Source organism: Winkia sp. C0117E2, assembly GCF_056590455.1.
In genome coordinates this window covers 274,885-292,438 of record NZ_JBWPWD010000001.1, presented here as the reverse complement: position 1 = coordinate 292,438, position 17,554 = coordinate 274,885, and the positions used below count along the sequence as shown (strand labels likewise).

At 56.0% G+C, this 17,554-nt stretch carries 19 protein-coding genes; 17 read left to right on the top strand and 2 right to left on the bottom strand.

Features of this window, described 5'->3' with window-relative positions; genetic code table 11:
- The first annotated feature begins 20 nt into the window (after window positions 1-20).
- From AC1EKG_RS01320 to AC1EKG_RS01255, 14 genes are all read left to right on the top strand, one after another.
- The gene (locus tag AC1EKG_RS01320; protein WP_048707474.1) at window positions 21-608 is read left to right on the top strand and encodes a hypothetical protein; all 588 of its coding nucleotides are present in this window, start codon (window positions 21-23) and stop codon (window positions 606-608) included.
- Window positions 605-1,219, top strand: a complete 615-nt coding sequence (locus tag AC1EKG_RS01315) for a type 1 glutamine amidotransferase family protein (protein WP_102201956.1) — start codon at window positions 605-607, stop codon at window positions 1,217-1,219. Before AC1EKG_RS01320 ends, AC1EKG_RS01315 begins: the two co-directional genes overlap by 4 nt.
- Entirely contained in the window at window positions 1,219-1,938 is a 720-nt protein-coding gene (locus AC1EKG_RS01310) for a HisA/HisF-related TIM barrel protein (RefSeq protein ID WP_048707469.1), read from the top strand. Before AC1EKG_RS01315 ends, AC1EKG_RS01310 begins: the two co-directional genes overlap by 1 nt.
- The gene (locus tag AC1EKG_RS01305) at window positions 1,938-2,585 is read left to right on the top strand and encodes an SseB family protein (RefSeq protein WP_102201958.1); all 648 of its coding nucleotides are present in this window, start codon (window positions 1,938-1,940) and stop codon (window positions 2,583-2,585) included. The genes AC1EKG_RS01310 and AC1EKG_RS01305 overlap by 1 nt, the downstream gene beginning before the upstream one ends.
- 204 nt (window positions 2,586-2,789) lie before the next feature.
- Window positions 2,790-3,431: a translation initiation factor IF-3 gene (gene infC / locus AC1EKG_RS01300; RefSeq protein ID WP_048707465.1), complete on the top strand. Its 642-nt coding sequence runs from the start codon at window positions 2,790-2,792 to the stop codon at window positions 3,429-3,431.
- Between the two features lie 62 nt (window positions 3,432-3,493).
- Window positions 3,494-3,688, top strand: coding sequence for a 50S ribosomal protein L35 (rpmI, locus tag AC1EKG_RS01295; RefSeq protein WP_004804923.1), 195 nt, complete (start codon window positions 3,494-3,496; stop codon window positions 3,686-3,688).
- 30 nt (window positions 3,689-3,718) lie between these two features.
- Window positions 3,719-4,102 carry a 50S ribosomal protein L20 gene (gene rplT / locus AC1EKG_RS01290; protein WP_048707463.1) on the top strand — a complete coding sequence of 128 codons (384 nt, stop codon included), beginning with the start codon at window positions 3,719-3,721 and terminating at the stop codon, window positions 4,100-4,102.
- On the top strand, window positions 4,103-4,948 hold the full coding sequence (locus tag AC1EKG_RS01285) for a TrmH family RNA methyltransferase (RefSeq protein WP_065420880.1): 846 nt from the start codon (window positions 4,103-4,105) through the stop codon (window positions 4,946-4,948). It abuts the gene before it with no gap.
- Complete coding sequence (locus AC1EKG_RS01280) at window positions 4,945-5,889, top strand: thiamine-phosphate kinase (protein ID WP_053086207.1); 945 nt, start codon at window positions 4,945-4,947, stop codon at window positions 5,887-5,889. The genes AC1EKG_RS01285 and AC1EKG_RS01280 overlap by 4 nt, the downstream gene beginning before the upstream one ends.
- Before the next feature lie 24 nt (window positions 5,890-5,913).
- Window positions 5,914-7,278: a UTP--glucose-1-phosphate uridylyltransferase gene (locus tag AC1EKG_RS01275; RefSeq protein WP_048707459.1), complete on the top strand. Its 1,365-nt coding sequence runs from the start codon at window positions 5,914-5,916 to the stop codon at window positions 7,276-7,278.
- Complete coding sequence (locus tag AC1EKG_RS01270; RefSeq protein WP_048707457.1) at window positions 7,278-7,784, top strand: GNAT family N-acetyltransferase; 507 nt, start codon at window positions 7,278-7,280, stop codon at window positions 7,782-7,784. Before AC1EKG_RS01275 ends, AC1EKG_RS01270 begins: the two co-directional genes overlap by 1 nt.
- A gap of 27 nt (window positions 7,785-7,811) precedes the next feature.
- Complete coding sequence (locus tag AC1EKG_RS01265) at window positions 7,812-8,189, top strand: iron chaperone (protein WP_048707455.1); 378 nt, start codon at window positions 7,812-7,814, stop codon at window positions 8,187-8,189.
- A 132-nt stretch (window positions 8,190-8,321) separates the two neighbouring features.
- Window positions 8,322-11,537: an alkaline phosphatase gene (gene phoA, locus AC1EKG_RS01260; RefSeq protein ID WP_070424986.1), complete on the top strand. Its 3,216-nt coding sequence runs from the start codon at window positions 8,322-8,324 to the stop codon at window positions 11,535-11,537.
- A 119-nt stretch (window positions 11,538-11,656) separates the two neighbouring features.
- Window positions 11,657-11,965, top strand: a complete 309-nt coding sequence (locus AC1EKG_RS01255; protein ID WP_004804940.1) for a DoxX family protein — start codon at window positions 11,657-11,659, stop codon at window positions 11,963-11,965.
- Here AC1EKG_RS01255 and add read toward each other — a convergent pair.
- The gene (gene add, locus AC1EKG_RS01250) at window positions 11,962-12,963 is read right to left on the bottom strand and encodes an adenosine deaminase (RefSeq protein ID WP_004804942.1); all 1,002 of its coding nucleotides are present in this window, start codon (window positions 12,961-12,963) and stop codon (window positions 11,962-11,964) included. The two genes, AC1EKG_RS01255 and add, sit on opposite strands and share 4 nt — an antisense overlap.
- A gap of 88 nt (window positions 12,964-13,051) precedes the next feature.
- Window positions 13,052-13,237: a 50S ribosomal protein L28 gene (rpmB, locus tag AC1EKG_RS01245; RefSeq protein ID WP_004804943.1), complete on the bottom strand. Its 186-nt coding sequence runs from the start codon at window positions 13,235-13,237 to the stop codon at window positions 13,052-13,054.
- A gap of 187 nt (window positions 13,238-13,424) precedes the next feature.
- Between rpmB and AC1EKG_RS01240 the strand changes: the two genes are divergently transcribed.
- Genes AC1EKG_RS01240 through rsmD form a run of 3 tightly spaced genes read left to right on the top strand, consistent with a single transcriptional unit; the run spans window position 13,425 to window position 17,553 of the window.
- The gene (locus tag AC1EKG_RS01240) at window positions 13,425-14,858 is read left to right on the top strand and encodes a hypothetical protein (RefSeq protein WP_141740512.1); all 1,434 of its coding nucleotides are present in this window, start codon (window positions 13,425-13,427) and stop codon (window positions 14,856-14,858) included.
- Window positions 14,855-16,972 carry an ATP-dependent DNA helicase RecG gene (locus AC1EKG_RS01235; RefSeq protein WP_048707448.1) on the top strand — a complete coding sequence of 706 codons (2,118 nt, stop codon included), beginning with the start codon at window positions 14,855-14,857 and terminating at the stop codon, window positions 16,970-16,972. Before AC1EKG_RS01240 ends, AC1EKG_RS01235 begins: the two co-directional genes overlap by 4 nt.
- Before the next feature lie 2 nt (window positions 16,973-16,974).
- Window positions 16,975-17,553: a 16S rRNA (guanine(966)-N(2))-methyltransferase RsmD gene (gene rsmD / locus AC1EKG_RS01230; protein WP_004804952.1), complete on the top strand. Its 579-nt coding sequence runs from the start codon at window positions 16,975-16,977 to the stop codon at window positions 17,551-17,553.
- Window position 17,554 lies beyond the last annotated feature (1 nt).

Genomic DNA, 17,554 nt, shown 5'->3' with positions numbered 1-17,554 from the left:
GGTTACCGGCAGGAGGGGACATGAGCGAGGAAATTGGTGACGACTGGGATGAGGCGCTGCGCGAGCTGACCGGGCAGATGGGTGAGGCCGATTCGCATGCCCGCTCTGTGGCTTTAGTAATGACGCCGCTGGCTTCTGTCGAGGCCGTAGCCGCAGTTCTCGCAATGTCATCTCTACCTGGACAGGTGCTGATGACTGATACGGGGGCTGCCGTTTGGCTCGAGGTGGAACCCGATCCCGAGGACGACCTAAATGCGCTTTTGGGAGCGGATCGGCCAATGCCGAAGAAAGCAGATGAACTGGCAAAGCTGCTTTCACAGACCTCCCCGCTTGGAGTCGTGCTCCTGGTTAGTTGGTTAGGGAACGGGGACCAGGGCGAACCCGGTGTCTCCGGGCAGGTGATCGCAAGACGCTACCAGAAGGGGGCCGAAGGGGCAGACCTACCGGCAGGGCTAGTAATCTCCACTGCCGATGGGCGCGTGGAGGATCTGTTGCTAGGAAAATCTACTCCCGCCGACTACGAAAACATTGATGCCTCCCGCATGGGCCGAATGGCAGGACTAAAAGCGTTGCGCAAAGCTATGAGGCGAAAGAAAAAAGGCGAATGAACGTTGCTTTCTTCCCGCTCCACGAGGAAGCAAAAGGGCTGCAGGATTTATTAACCAGTGCAGGTTGCCAAGTAGATCTGTCTCCTTCTGGCAGTCAGGCGCTCGCGGCAGATGCGCTGGTTATCGCCGGAGAAGATAGTCACCAGGCTCTTGCAGACTATTTTTCTTCCGCGCGCTTGGACTACTTGCTGGACCGCCGGTTAGCCGGCGGAAGGCACGTTTTGGTTGTGGGCAGCCCTATGCACCTCTTGTTCGAGAACGTTGAGGACTTAGAGGGCGGCAGCCTGGCGCAGTGGCCCGGCAACGTCAATAGGCGCAATTTTAGCGAGCAGCATCTTCGGGTGGAACCGTCGAAGAGTCCTTTGATTGGCGATCTAAACGGTGAGCCACTTAGTTTCCCGTCCGCATATGCCGCTCACACTGATCCGGCTACGCTGCTGGGGCCTGGCCCTTTGAAACCGCCCCTAACCACTATGACGACGGGCCAAGAAAAGCTGGTTGCAGCGGTAGAAAATGGGGCCCTAGTTGGACTGCAATTCCTGCCTCACTGCAGCGGAGAAGTAGGCGAGCAGATCATCTCAAAATGGCTTATGAGGGTAAGGGAGAAATAATGCTAGATATTCTTCCCGCAGTTGATGTTGAGGCGGGGCAGGCGGTGCGCCTGTCGCGGGGGAGCGTTGACAAGGAGAATCAGTACGGTTCACCAAAAGAGGTGGCAGAACAGTTCATTGCTGCCGGTACTGGGTGGATCCATTTAGTTGATTTGGATGCTGCGTTTGGTCGCGGCTCCAATGCGCCGCTGCTGGCGCAGATAGCTGGCGAATTGGATGTAAAAATCCAGATGTCTGGCGGCATTGCCGACGAATCCTCAATTCGACGGGCTCTGTCCGTGGGGGCAACTCGCGTAAACCTGTCGACCGTGGTGCTAGAAGACTTGGAATGGACCAAGCAGATAATCCGCTCTTACGGTCCGCGGGTAGCGGTGGGCCTGGATGTGCACGGGCACACTCTTGCTGCCAGGGGCACGAAGCGCCAGGGCGGGGATGTATTTGAGGTTATTGATTTCTTGAACGAAGCCGGCTGCGCCCGCTACGTGGTGACCGATGTCTCCCGCGACGGCATGATGTCCGGCCCGAATCTTCCGTTGCTGGAAGAGGTAGCTGCCCGCACTGACGCGGCCATTGTCTCTTCCGGCGGCATCTCCTCGATAGAGGATATAAAGGCCATTGCTGCACTGGGCAGCGTCGAGGGATTGATTGTAGGCAAGGCACTTTATCAGGGTGCATTTACGCTGGAACAGGCGCTCGCTGCCGCGCGGGAGGTTGCCTAGTGGATTCCTCCCAGAGGCAGAAGGTGTCAAAGCGACTCAGCTACCAGGTGGACCGCAGCGATGACGGCAGTGCGCCTGCCGCGCTAGTGCAAGCCATGCGCCAGGGAGCACGGGCGTTCCAACGGGCTCTGTGTGAGGGCGAACGTCTTCTTCTTGCCATCAACCCGAAGGTAGGCGACGGTGAATGTCAGACGCCCAAGTTCGCTACCTTCGTGCTTCCTGACGACGGTGTCGGCTTGGCAGCTTTTACGAGTCTCACCGAGCTAGAGGGGTGTTTTCCTAACCATCGTCCCATCCCGTTGCCCGGTAAAAGGATCGCGCTACTTGCAATCAGTGCAAACGCACTACTGGTGGTAGATCCACCCGCAGGAATAGTACTGCCGGAACCAGCCCTCATGGCTCTGGCTGCGGGGGATACCTGGCTTCCACCTACTGAAGATGAGCAATTGCATAACCATGTGCGGCAGGTATGCGCCCACTTCGGGTGCCATTTCCTACGCTTTTCCGCGACTGCTACGGGAGCGACTCTGCTTCGTTTTGAGGCCGAGTCTAAAGAAGATGCGACCAGGGCATGCGCCGCCCTCGGGCAAGATCAGATGGTTGTTGCAAGATGTGCTCCACTGCACCTGATCCCCGTACTGAGGTGAGCGGTACCACCCGCTACTACCTTTTCGTACCGGCAGTCTTTTGCTAGTATTAAGTCAACAACCGGTTAGACCGGTGCGTAAGTGGAGCGATCCCACCTTGGAACCAACATGGGTCCGGGTAGCCAAAAAGGCTGATATGGGTAACCTCCGCATGCGTTTGGTGCGGAGGTTTTTTCGTGCCACCACTCAAATAGTCAAGGAGTAATCATCAGCGAGCTACGAATTAATGATCGCATTCGCGTCCCTGAGGTCCGCCTAGTTGGCCCTTCGGGCGAGCAAGTCGGCGTCGTTCGCGTCGATCAGGCGCTGCATCTAGCCCAGGAGGCTGGTCTTGACCTAGTCGAGGTCGCTCCCAACGCTAAGCCGCCGGTTGCGAAGCTCATGGATTACGGCAAGTACAAGTACGAGGCCGCACAGAAGGCTCGTGAGGCACGTCGTAACCAGGCCAATACGCAGCTGAAAGAGATTCGTTTCCGCCTGAAGATTGACGAACACGACTATGAAACCAAGAGGGGGCATGTCGAACGCTTCCTGAATGGTGGCGACAAGGTAAAGGTCATGATCATGTTCCGTGGACGTGAGCAGTCTCGTCCCGAACTTGGTGTGAAACTGTTGGAACGTCTTGCAGATGACGTGTCGGAATTGGGCACCGTTGAATCCATGCCTCGTCAGGATGGGCGCAACATGACTATGGTGCTCGGTCCGGTAAAGCGCAAGAAGATGGCCAAATCGCAGCAGCGTAGGTCTCACCAGGATGGTCGTCCTGTGAAGCGTAACCGTCAGGCTGAAAAAGACGCTCGTAAAGCAGCCCGCGCTGCGGCAGCTGCAAAAGAACAGCAAGACTAGCCTCCTAAAGCAAAAATTTCCTAGATACAACGCGGCTTTGCCGCAATAGACAAGGACACGAAATGCCGAAAATGAAGACGCACTCTGGTGCAAAGAAGCGGTTCCGCGTGACCGGATCCGGCAAGCTCATGCACGAGCACCCCAACAAGCGCCACTTGCTAGAGGTCAAGTCCTCCAAGCGTAAGCGTCGCCTGTCCAAGGACACCGTCATGAACCCCGCAATGACTCGCCACGCAAGGCGTCAGCTGGGCATCTAAAGCTTTTAAGAATAAAAGGAGAACATACTAATGGCACGTGTCAAGAGGTCTGTCAACGCTCGTAAGAAGCGTCGCACCACCCTGGATCGGGCATCTGGCTACAGGGGACAGCGTTCCCGCCTCTACCGTAAGGCGAAGGAACAAGTTACCCACTCAATGGTCTACAACTACAAGGACCGTAAGAAGCGTAAGGGTAACTTCCGCAGGCTGTGGATCCAGCGTATCAACGCTGCATGCCGCGCCGAGGGCATGACTTACAACCGTTTCATGCAGGGCTTGCGCCTGGCCGAGGTTGAGGTTGACCGGCGCATGCTGGCCGAACTGGCCGTCAGCGAACCGGCTGCCTTCGCTTCCTTGGTTGACACCGCAAAGAAGGCTCTGCCCGAAGACGTAAACGCTCCGGCTGCTAAGTAAATGGAGCAGGTGAACGCGCGTCCCGAACGACTTACCGACCCGAATACAAATCGGGTACGTACGGTAAAGCGCCTTTCGGGGCGCGCTTTCCGCGTTAAGTCGTTGCAGATAAGAGTAGAAGGCCCTCAGGCTGTAGCTGAGCTGTGCAGGTTTGCTCCCGATGCGGTAAAAGACATCTACGTGGGCGAGCTAGCTACAGGGCGTAGGCCCGATGTTGTACAGCTGGCCCTGCAGACTACCGAATGGATGCATGACTGCGACGATTCCGTGGTCAACGCCATGTCTTCGGACGGGCAAGGCTTTATTGCCGTTGCCTCCCGGGACGCCATTGGTGGGGACCTGGAGAAGATCGCCGAGCAAGCGGTAGCGTCGGCACGCCCAGTGGTCATCTGTCCGCAAACGCAAGATCCGGGCAACGCTGGCACTCTTATTAGGCTTGCCGATGCTTTTGGTGCTGCTGGCGTGGTTATGTGCAAGGGCAGTGCTGACCCTGCCGGTCCTAAGGTTATTCGTGCTTCGGCAGGATCGGTCTTCCATTTGCCCGTGGTTGCCGACCTTACCTTTGACGAGGTCTATGACGTGTTGGCCCGAAAGGGTATCGCCTTCCTCGGCGCTGACGGCAAAGGTGAAGTTCCCCTTCCCGTCCTCAGCGCAAATAAGGGTCCTGTTGGGCTAGGATCGCCACACGCTTGGGTACTTGGAAACGAAGCGCATGGCCTTGCCGAGGATCAGCTGGAGGCATGCACTGCTACGGTGTCGATACCCATGTCAGGGCAAGCTGAATCCCTAAACATCGCAGCGGCAGCTGCGCTGTGCCTGTACGCCTCTCAGCAGGGGCGGCAGTGAAAATCTCGGAAGTGGACGAAGGCACACTCATTGGTGCCTTCGTCCCTTTTCTGCCCACTGGCTGCCAGACAGTCATCGGCCCAGGCGATGACTGTGCTGTTGTAAAAGCGCCGGATTCCCGCTATGTCATTACTACCGACATGCTGGTTGAAGGGAGCCATTTCAAAAGAGAATGGTCTTCTGCTTTCGAGATAGGCCAACGAGCGGCTGCTCAGAATCTAGCTGACGTCGCTGCAATGGGAGCCCACCCGACCTCACTGGTATGCTCGCTCGCACTCCCGCCATCCCTTGAAGTCAGTTGGCTAGTGGATTTCGCTAAAGGACTAGCCGACCGTGCTCGTCCGCTTGGCTGCGGCGTAGTCGGCGGAGATTTAACTCAGTCGCGCACTCTAGCCATCTCTGTGACCGCCCTCGGCGATATGGCAGGTCTACAGCCAGTGCTGCGTAGCGGTGCGAAGGTAGGGGACCGCATCGTCTTGGCTGGCACCCTAGGCTACTCGGCAACGGGGCTGGAACTACTCAGCGAGGGAAGAAAGGCACGCTCTCAGCGCGAGCAGCAAGCGGTTCAGATATTCCGCGCCCCGAATCCGCCTTTGCAGATGGGGCCGACGCTTGCCAAGGCCGGCGCGAGCGCGATGATGGACGTCTCTGACGGCCTTCTAAAGGATGCTCGCCGCATCGCAAAGGCTTCTCAAGTGCGCATGGATCTTGATTATTCACTTTTAAAGCCGTTTATTTCGGCGTTGGAAGGTAGCTGCGCCGATCCGTTAGACAATGTGCTTTGTGGGGGCGAAGACCACGCGCTACTTGCCACTATTCCTAGCCACATAGAACTGCCGACAGGCTTGCGCGCAATAGGCAAGGTAATGGCAGGTGAAGGCGTATGTCTGGACGGGAAATTGCTATCTGCTTCCGGGGGCTGGGAAAGCTACAGGCACTAGCTGCAATGTAGTTATGATGTTCCTATGAGTGAAAAAGGACTGCAAGCAGCGCAGCAAAAAATGGCCGCCAAAGGCGTCGACCAGAATGCGATCAACGTGTTCACCCATTACTACAGGGAGCTGGAAGCGGGAGCTACCGGGCTAATTCCAGAGGAGACGATTGATCCCCTCACTGAGGTGCAGAGTCTTGACTCCACTCCGGTTAGTGACGAGCAGGCAAAAGAGGCTATTCAGAAGACCGTCTACATAAAGCTCAACGGCGGACTAGGCACGTCTATGGGATTGGACGACGCGAAGTCCCTTATACCCGTGCGCGATGGCAAGTCCTTCCTGGATCTGATCTGCCAGCAAGTTAGAGCAGTGCGGCAGAACTGGGATGCAACCCTCCCTCTTTTACTCATGGATTCTTTCCGCACCCAGGAATCGACGTTGCGGGCACTTGAGAACTACCCCGACATCAAAGTTGACGGACTCCCGCTGGATTTTCTGCAAAACCAGGAACCAAAACTGCGAACCGACAACCTTGAGCCTGTTCAGTGGCCAGCAGATCCGTCACTTGAGTGGTGCCCTCCCGGCCACGGTGACATATACACAGCCCTACTGGGGACTGGCTTACTTGATAAGTTCCTAGAGGCCGGATACCGCTACGCGTGTACTTCTAATTCGGATAATTTGGGCGGCTACCCGAATCCGCATATTGCGGGCTGGTTCGCCGCCTCAGGTGCGCCATATGCGGCAGAAGTTTGCGAACGTACCCCTGCCGATCGTAAAGGGGGCCACCTAGCCAGGCGGAAGAGCGATGGGCAGCTGATATTGCGGGACACCGCTCAGACTCCAAAAGAGCAGATGCATTTCTTTACTGATGAGCATCGCCACCCGTACTTCCACACCAATAACTTGTGGTTCGACCTGCAGGTGTTGCGTGACACACTGGTACAGAGGAAAGCCGTCCTTGGGCTGCCACTGATCCGCAACAAGAAGACTGTAGATCCCACTGACAAGAACAGCACCGAGGTGTACCAGATTGAAGCGGCTATGGGGGCTGCAGTCCAGTCTTTCCCCGGAGCGACCGCGATTCTGGTTGGCCGTGAGCGCTTCTTACCCGTTAAGACCACCTCTGATTTGGCCCTCGTGCGCTCCGATGTGTACGAGCTAACTGCCGATGCGCGTCTAGTCTCTCAGGTCGAGGAGGCACCCTTCGTGCAGCTGGATCCCGATTACTACAAGACGATTGCACAATTCGAGGAGCGTTTCCCGAAGGGGGTTCCGTCACTGAAGAAGGCATCTTCCTTTGTTGTAGAGGGGGATTGGACCTTCGACGAAGGTGTGACGATCGAGGGGGAGCGCAAGATAGATGGGGCTGGCTCGCCAGGCGAGGTGCTGCAGTAGTGGGTCAGCTTCGTGTGACAGAGGCGAGTGAAGACCATCTTGAGGCGATTACCCGCATTTACAATCACGCTATAGAGCACACGACTTCAGTGTGGACTGAAGAGCCTGTAGATGTTGCTAATAGGCGTGCTTGGCTGGCAGGGCATCAAGACGAAGGATACCCGGTAATCGTGGCGCTGGACGGCAATGAGGTAGTTGGATTCGCCTCGCTGTCTGCGTTCCGGCCGTGGCCAGGATATTTTGCCTGTGTAGAAAATTCGATTTATGTGGCACCTGAGTGTGCTGGCAAGGGCATAGGTACGCTGCTGCTCTCGTCTTTGGTTGAGCGGGCTCAGCCCTATCACACAATAGTGGCGGGGATTGAAGCTACCAACGATGCTTCGATCAGGCTCCACCAAAAACTCGGTTTTACAAAGGTTGGCGAATTTCCTCAGGTGGGGAACAAATTTGGTAGATGGCTGGACCTGACCTTCATGGAGAAGATTGTCGACTCTCAGCGCGCCTGATTGGAGCCGCGGACGTAGCATCTAGGTATGGTGGATATAAGCATTTTCAAGGATTTCATCGCTAGTGTGTCAGAGGGCGAAGCACGCGATTCCTACGCTGGCTTGCTTGAGTGGGTTGCTACAAAGTTCCCGGAGTTAGAGCCCGTAATCAAGTGGAACAAGCCGATGTTTTTGCTTGAGGGTACTTTTATTCTCGGCCTGTACGCGGCTACTAAGCATATGTCCGTGGCTGTCGAGAAGAATATCTTTGAGCAGTTCTTACCCAAGATCGAGAAAGTCGGTTATACGCACGGCAAGAAGCTCTTTCGAATTAGGTACGATCAGGAAACTGATTACGATCTGCTCGAAGAGATCATCCGGGCGCAGATCGAGGACAAGCGCGGCCTGGATCGCTTCTGGAAGTGATGTCTTAGCTGTTGACCAGCTCTGTTTACTTGCCGGTAAACTTGGCTTTCTTTTTTCTTAGCATCTTTCTGCTTCGATGCTGGCAGGCACTTTATGCCCAAGTGCTATAGCGTCCTATGACAGGAAGAGGATATGTTGAAAAAGAATTCGAAGGTGATCGGAGGGATTGGCGCTCTGGCGCTGCTTGCAGCCCCCATAGCAGGCATTGCTACCTCCGCAGCTGATTCACCGACGACCCGCGGTTATAACGGTCCCAACTCATGTGTCACCATGGATGGCAACGGGAATGTTGTAGCCCCTGGCCCCGGAGATTGTGCCCAGTTTGGCACTGCCGGCCAGCAGCGAAGCAACGCAAAAGCCAAGAACGTCATCCTGCTTATTGGTGATGGCATGGGCCAGCAGGAAATCACGGCTGCGCGCAACTATCTGAAGGGGGCGGGCGGCCGCTTTGAGGGGCTTGACGAGCTGACTTCGGATGGCCTATACACTCACCACTCGATTAATAAAGACGGTTCTTTTAACTACGTTACGGATTCGGCTGCATCAGGCACTGCCTGGTCTACCGGTACCAAGACTTACAACGGTGCCATCGGAGTCGACCTAAAAGGCAAACCCCAAGAGAACCTGTTGGAAGTTGCCAAGAACGCTGGCATGCGCACAGGCAACGTCTCTACTGCCGAGATTCAGGACGCAACTCCTGCAGTAATGGGCGCCCACGCCACCGACCGGTCCTACTACTCTCCGACTGGACCCAAGCCTGCTAAGGGCGAGGACTTGCGCGAAAATGGCGGGATCGGGTCAATTTCTGAACAGCTAATCGATACTCGCGCCGACGTCACCATGGGTGGCGGCCGCAAGTATTTCGATTCGGTTGTTGCCAAAGATTCTGGAAACACCAATCCCTTCCTAAAGGGTGAAGCTAAGTATGACACCAAATGGAAGGCCGGTAAATCCGTCCTCGAAAATGCCAAGGACAACGGCTTCCAGGTAGCCGAAACCGCCGAGGACCTGGAAAAGATCTCTGAAGCGAATCAACAAAATCCGGTGCTTGGCCTATTTAGCCCCGGAAACATGGAAACTACCTTTGCCCCTTCCGAGGCCGTGAAAGGTGGAGCCACCGCAGAACCGCAAACCTGTAAAAAGCAGGAAATTGGTTCCGAACCAGAACTGAAGGCAATGACCGAAAAGGCCATTGACCTGCTGGACAAGCCGGACTCTGACAAGGGATTTTTCCTACAGGTAGAGTCCGCATCCATCGACAAGCGCGATCACGCCGCTGATGCTTGCGGGCAAATTGGCGAAACCGGCCGCCTCGACGAGGCCACCAAGGTTGCCTTGGACTTTGCTAAGGCTGACGGAAACACCCTGGTGGTAGTCACTGCAGATCACTCTCACACCAGCCAGGTAGTGCCTGATGGCGAGGATTCGGTAGCCTTCGCAACGCGCTTGCGCACGGAGGAAGGCTCGACTATGACTGTGGCCTACGGAACGCAGCCGACTACTGATTCGTCAATGCAACACACCGGAGCCCAGCTCCGCATTGGCGCCTACGGTCCCGGTGAGGAAAACGTCATTGGTCAAACAGATCAGACTGACACATTCTTTACTATCAAGAACGCTCTTGGTCTAGGTGAACAGGGCGCTGCCAATGACCTGGTGAAGAAACCTGCAGAGGCCCAGAATGTGCAGGATACGTGCTACAAGATAGATAAGGACGGCAAGGTAGTTGCCCCGAAACCGGGCGAATGCGCCCAGTATGGCGAGTCCGGGCCAGGCCGGTCAACTGACAAGGCGAAGAACGTCATTGTCTTCATTGGCGATGGCATGGGCGACAGCGAGATCACTTCTGCTCGCAACTACCTGTACGGCGCCAACGGGCGTCTGCCAGGACTAGACAATCTGAAGTACACCGGGTCTTACACGCACTTCTCGCTCAATCCTCAAACCGGTAAACCTAACTATGTAACCGACTCTGCGGCCTCTTCTACTGCTTGGAATACCGGCACTAAGACCTACAACGGAGCCATTGGCGTTGACATGTTGGGCAAGCCTGTTCCTAACCTTCTCGAGAACGCGAAGGCTCGCGGTATGAAGACCGGCAACGTTTCCACAGCCGAGATTGAAGATGCTACTCCTGCGGGGGCTGCTACTCACGCCCTCAACCGGAAGTGCTACGGCCCCGAGATGGACAAGAACAAGCAGGCTTGCCAGGGCGAGAAGTTCAAGAAGCAGTTCCGCGAGAATGGGGGACTGGGATCCATCGCAGAGCAGCTCGTTGATGTGCGCGCCGATGTCACTTTGGGCGGCGGAGCGAAGGCCTTCGCCCAGAAGGTGCAGGTATCCGGAAAGTTTGGCGGCTCTACCCAGTGGACTAAGGGCAAGTCTGTGCTAGACAATGCCAAGGCAAACGGGTACACCGTGGTCACTGATGCGGCAGGACTGGAGTCGGTAAAGAAAGCTGACCAGGATGCTCCGGTTTTGGGGCTATTCTCTGAAGGCAACATGCCACGCCAATTCCTGCGCACTACCCCTACCGCTGATGGGGCCGAGGGCGAAGCGAAGGCCTGCCAGGTAAATCCGGAGCGCAGTGATTCGGTGCCCACTTTGGCGGCGATGACCACTAAGGCTATGGATCTTCTGCAGAATAAGAACGGCTTCTTCATGCAGGTAGAGGGCGCCTCGATCGACAAGTCCGACCACGATGCGGATGCTTGTGGGCAGATTGGTGAACTGGACGATCTGGACCAGGCTATTCAGGCTGCCCAGAAGTGGGTAAGCCAGTCGGGCGAACCCACCTTGATCGTTGCCACTGCAGATCACGCACACACCAGCCAGATCACTAGCGACCAAGACCGCACCGCGGGTCTAACCACGAGGCTGCTAACTGCTGATGGTGCTCCGATGGTAATCAACTACGCCAACGCGCCTACCAATGGTGAGGACGCTCTGGGCGGACAAAACCACACCGGCTCCCAGTTGCGAATTGCAGCTTCTGGTCCCGGCGCCCAGAACGTTATCGGACGCACTGACCAGACAGACCTGTTCTTCACTGTGCTGAATGCACTCCCAGAAAACAAGGATGCGAAGCCCTCTGAACCGAGTCAGCCTACTGAGCCTACTGAGCCTACTGAGCCGAGCGCAGAGCCTGGCTCCGACAAGGACCACTCTACGGAATCTAAGCCGGCGGAAGGTGACAAGGGTAAGACCACTGCCGCCTCTGGTAAGGCGGGGAACTCCTCCACAAGTTCTCTGGCACGTACCGGCGTGCCTGCCATCTCGCTGCTACTGATTGCTGGTGGGGCTGTTGCCGCAGGTGTAGGCGCAATGCGGTATAAGAAGAATATGTAACTGCTACTAGAACACAAAAGCGGTGAGGCCTTGCCTCACCGCTTTTTTGTACGTTGGGGTATAAAATATCTGCCATGAAGGCTAGTCATTTACCGTTTGTTTTTATCCCAGTAGGCACCATGCATTTCGTAAAACCGGAAGTATTTGATGGTATTATCCCGGATTTCATTCCCGGTGATAAACGATTCTGGACTTACGCCTCTGGCGTCTTGGAGCTAGCCTGCGCTGCTGGACTCATGCATCCAAAGACTCGCAAGGCTGCCGGTCTTTTGTCAGCCGGGGTGCTTGCGGGCGTATGGCCGGCAAACTTCCAGATGGCTTGGGACTGGCGCAACGAACCTTGGCAGAAGCAAGTGATCTCTATCGGGCGGCTGCCACTGCAGATCCCCATGATCAAGGCTGCCTTGGAAGCCTACAAGGGAAACTAATACTCCAGCTCAGCTATCTCCTGTAGAAGCTGCCGCTTCAAGGTAGGGGAGGCCCACGACATTGCTACGGCATCCTTACAACGCTCGATCAGGAACTGCTTGTCAACCCCTGCCTCCAAGAGGTATTGGAAGTTTTCCCCGATGTAACCGCCGAAGTATGCCGGGTCGTCTGAATTGATGCTTACGCGCACGCCCTGACCTACTAGCTGTTTGATCTCGGCAACCTTTCCGCCCTCTGAAATCCAAGAATTAGAGATGGGGCAGGAGGTAAGGCCAATACCGGCCTTGGCAACGTATTTTACGAGCGATTCGTCTTCGACAATGTTGGTGCCGTGGTCGATCCTGGCAGTCCCAATCTGGTTAATAGCCTGGCCAATGTGTTCAATGGAGTGAGGGATGTCCACATCGCAGTGGCAGGTAAGCAGGTAACCGTCTTTGCGGGCGCGGGCAAAGACGGCCTCAAAGTTTGCCGGAGGATTGCCGTTTTCGTCAGAATCCAGTCCGACCCCCATGATCCAGTGCGCGTAGGGTAGGGATTCCAGCAGGGTCGCCATGGCATATTCGGGTTGGAAATCCCGAAGAAAACACATAATCAAGGTGCTTACGATGCCCAGGTTTGCTTCAGCGTCTATCTGTGCGCGGCGGATGCCACTGATTACGGTGTGGAAAGAAATTCCGCGGCTGGTGTGTGCCTGCGGGTCAAAGAACATTTCCACGTAGCGAACATTCTGGGAAGCTGCCTTGGTTAGGTAGGCGGTGGCGAGGTCATAAAAGTCTGCTTCGGTGCGCAGGACGTCCATGCCGTCGTAATAGGCGGCTAAGAATGACGGCAAGTCGGTGAAATCGTAGGAGTCACGGACTTGCTGTGGGGTTTGTTGATCAAGCGTTATTCCGTTTCGCTCGGCCAGAGCGAATTTTAGTTCGGGTTCTAGAGTTCCCTCGATGTGTACGTGTAATTCCACTTTGGGGAGGGAAGATACGAATTCACTTAGTTCCATTTTGGTCCTTTAGTCGGAGTTATTGGAACTAGCTTAAACACTTTTTGGGCCGCACGCAGGCGCGGCCCAAAATGAATATTAAAGTGTCTTAGCGCGGAACGCGATCAGACTTGATGCACTTGGTGCATACGTTGATGCGTTTCGGGGTACCGTTCACAACGGCGCGCACGCGCTGAATGTTCGGGTTCCAACGGCGGTTGGTGCGCACGTGAGAGTGCGAAACGGACTTCCCGAAGCCGGGTCCCTTGCCGCAGATTTCGCAGGTAGCAGCCACGGTTTCTCCTTACAATTAATGGCCGACAGTGGAAAAAGTTCGCTAAAGCTTTTAGCAACTTGTCTAGAATAACTGATTTTACTGCTGCCTCCAAACCTCCGCGGTCATTTGTCGCCTGTTTCACGTCGGAGTGTCTTCTGGTGCGATGTAACCCTCGTGAGGCCCCAGCTTTTGCAATACTTAAGGTGTGTTTCAAATAAGTGGGCAGACGCAGATCGATGGGCCGGCTTTACGCGCGCTATGGCAGCGTGTGTTAGGCGGACTCAAGGAGCGGATGGAGCAGCCCGAGTTTTCGCGCGCTCTGGGGACGGCTCAGGCAGTTGCTTCGTTAGGAGGCGCATATGAGGCCGTATCGCAACTGCCTGCTGAAGCAGACGTGTCTTGGTGGGGAGCGGAATTTGCTGCCGCCTGCGCATCTTTTGCGGAAGGGCGCCTAGGGGTAGCTATTGCCGCAGGTATGCAGAGAGCGAGCGTGAACCTACCGCGAGTGCTACGGCCCGTGGATTTTGCGGATTTCCTACTGCATTTTTTCGAGGGCGTAACGGACTCGCTTGCGAATGTGTCTACGCCCTCGTGGATTGGGCAGATCTGCGAGTCACTCGAGGATCGCGATGACTATTTGAGCATTGACCAGGTGGTGTTTCTTCTGGCGCTGACATTGCTCTATCCTGTAGAAGAGTTTGCCGATCCCGGTGAAGCGTTGGCAGCAGTTGTAGCCGCAGAACTGTCCAAGGTCTACAGTGACGATATTCGCTCTGACACCCTTCCGGAGGACCCGGTGGCGGCCCGCTTGGCCAAGACTACGCTGGCGGATTCACTCGATATTTTTGAGACAAGCGCTGCCTGGTCTGACGTGAGTCCAAAGGCGTTGCAGGATACGCGGGCACGGATAGATGGTTACGGTGGCAAAGCGGCATGGAGTGCGCCGGAGGAGCTACTGGGCGAATCGATTATGCGCTCTGCGGTATGGCATTCCAGTGCGCTAGTGCCCCTTGACGTGCAAACCGCCGACGTTACAATCCGCTACCTGCAACGACGGCGCGGGGTGGAGACTGCCTCGAACGTTATTCAGCTCCGGCCCAACTCGCTCACCCAGCTAAGGATGGCGTTCGTGGCATGCATAGAGGCCCCCGGTATCGCTCAGCAAGTTGCCAAGGCGGGTGCAACGGTGGTGCTTAACGCCTCCTCGACGCACGCTTTAGCTAGGGCAGAATTGACCGCGCTAGCCGGTGGAGCCGCCGCGGTTACCTATCTGTGTGGATCTGCCAGGGCCCGCGAATTTGCGGCGAGCCGGGCCCGCAACGATGAACGGGTACACGTGGCCGGGGTGCGCAATGATCTTGACGTGTTGTCCTTCTTGGAAGCGGGAAGTTCCCCGCAGGCCCGCTCGCTCGCGGATTTAGAGGCGGTTGTAGCCGACACGGTAGCTTCCCTGCCGCCCTCATGGTCGACCTCGGAATTGGAAGAAGTGCAGGTGGATACAACCCGCCCTTTGCGCCTCTTGGCAGCCAGTAAGGACGGTCCTATCGAGATCGCTAACTATGAGGCGGCATTAGGAACGGACCTGCAGATAATCTACGGTGGGCAGGCAGGGCAGTCCCTGATTGGAGGCATTCAGTGACGGTCACCGCGCAGACGCCGCTAAACCGAATCTTCGCTGATGCCCTGGTGAAGAAATTCGTAAAGCTAAATATTGAAACTGCCGGGCAGGTCCTGGCGCATTTTCCGTTCAGGTATCAGCACAAAGGCGAACTGAGGGCCATGGCCACGCTGGAAGTGGGCGCGGACGTGACAGTGTACGGGAAAGTGATATCGGCTCTATCTCGTAAAGCCCGCAGCGGCCGGGCAATATTGAACGTGCAGGTAACTGATGGTACTTCCACCATCGGCCTAACTTTTTTTGGGCGGCATGTGCGCGCCCTCAGCGGGCACCAGCGCCGCTTGAAGGAGGGCGCAACTGGCTTTTTCTCAGGGAAAGTCAGCGTGTACCGCAATCAGTTGCAGCTGACCTATCCGAGCTATGTGTTAGATGACGACGAGCAACTGGCCGCATTCGACCAGGAAACTCCGATCCCGATTTATCACACCACTGCAAAGCTGAAGAATGAACAGATTATTGAAGCAGTGAAGATGATATTGGGGACTATAGATCCTGCCTCGTACCCGGATCTTATTCCGCCGGGCAGCCATACCCCATTTGTCCGCTTCGAGGCCATAAAGAAGCTGCACCTACCCGCGACTGATAGCGACGTGGAAGCAGCGACGGAACAGATGCGCTACGAAGAGGCCATGCTGACTCAGACCGCGCTTTTGCAGATGAGGGCGAAGTCGCGAGCTGGGAAAGCCCCCAAGTGCGCGCGCCACCGTGGTGGGCTGCGGGAAAAGCTTGAGCAATCACTGCCATTTACTCTCACGGAGGGACAAAGGAATGCCCTGAAGCAGATAGATAAAGACATGGGCCAGGGGGTGGCCATGTCTAGACTCGTCCAAGGTGACGTGGGATCAGGAAAGACGATCGTGGCTCTGCTGGCGATGGTCACCGCGGTCGAGAATAGCTATCAAGCTGCTCTTCTTGCCCCCACAGAGATCTTGGCAGAACAGCATTATGCCTCATTGCGTTCCACCCTCGGGACGCTAGCTGAGGACGAACTAGTGGGCCCTGCCGGCGGGGGAGTGCCGGTGTTCCTCTTGACCGGAAACATGAAGACGGCAAGAAAACGCGAAGTGCTGGCCCGCCTTGCATCATCGGAACCGGCCATAGTCGTGGGCACTCACGCCCTACTATCCGAGGGCGTGCAACTGCCTTACCTGGGACTAGCAGTAGTGGACGAACAACACCGCTTCGGAGTGGAACAACGCGACAAAATCCGCGCGAGCGCGCTGACTAGCCCGCACATGCTGGTCACTACCGCCACGCCCATACCCAGGACACTCGCAATGACCGTTTTTGGCGACCTGGACGTGACCACAATAAAGGAGCTTCCAAAGGGGCGTAAGCCCGTGCAGACGTTCGTAGTGCCCAAGCAGAACTCAGTGTGGATGGAACGACTGTGGCAGCGCAGCAGAGAAGAAATCAATAAGGGGGGCAGAGTCTTTGTAGTCTGCCCGTCGATTGAAAGTGACGACGAGATAGCCTCAGTTACCCAAACAATAGCGGACTTGGGGCAGAATCCCTCCCTCAAGGACATTCCGGCTGCCAGCTTGCACGGAAAGATGTCCGGTCCCAAAAAAGATGCAGTCATGGAATCTTTCACTGCCGGGAAAGTAGGGCTGCTAGTGTCCACCACCGTGATTGAAGTGGGAGTAGACGTTCCCGATGCCACTATGATGGTCATCCTCGACGCAGACCGTTTCGGCTTGTCGCAGCTTCACCAGCTACGCGGACGCGTGGGGCGCGGAAACAAGGCTGCCGTTTGCATGGCGGTTACCGGCGCGCAGCCACAGTCACTGGCGGGCCAGCGGCTAGAAGCCTTCGCCTCTACAACCGACGGATTCAAACTCTCTGAATACGACCTCTCTCTGCGTTCATCCGGCAACGTGCTGGGAGCAGCCCAGTCCGGAGCAACCAGCTCACTGAAATTCCTAGACGTGATAAAAGATACCGATGTGATTGAGGAGGCTCGAAGTAACGCCAAAGTACTAATAGAATCAGACCCTACCTTGGCTAAATATCCGAATCTTGCAGCTGCAATAAAGGCCCAGCTCGAGAACATGGCATTTTTGGAGAAGAACTAACGATGACCCGAATAATCGCAGGAAGCGCGAAAGGGCGCAAACTAGCCGTCCCTCAAAAAGGTACCCGCCCCACCTCGGAGCGAGTTCGGGAAGCTATCTTTTCGAAACTAGAACACTACGACGCGCTCGCGGGGGTCACCGTCCTCGACCTCTATGCAGGTACCGGGGCGTTAGGGCTAGAAGCGCTGTCCAGGGGAGCTCTAAGGGCCGCCCTCGTCGATAAGTCTCAGCGGGCATGCGACCTAATCCGCCAGAACGTGCGGGCTACCGACTTTAGAGCCAACGCGCGGGTATATCCCACCAGTGCCGCCGGGTTTTTAGAAAATGACGAGGACATGTGGGATCTAGTTTTCATTGACCCTCCCTACGACGTGACAAACGAGCAGATCGGACAACTATTAGAAAGTCTGCTTCCCAAGCTGCGTCCGGCAGCCGTCGTGGTATTAGAGAGGGCGAAGCGAGACGGTGAGCCGCCCCTTCCAGAAGGGCTAGATCTGATCACTCAGAAGAACTATGGTGACACGACCGTTTACTACGCCGATACCGCGCCAATGCCGCAAAAGGAGACGGATAACGGTTAAG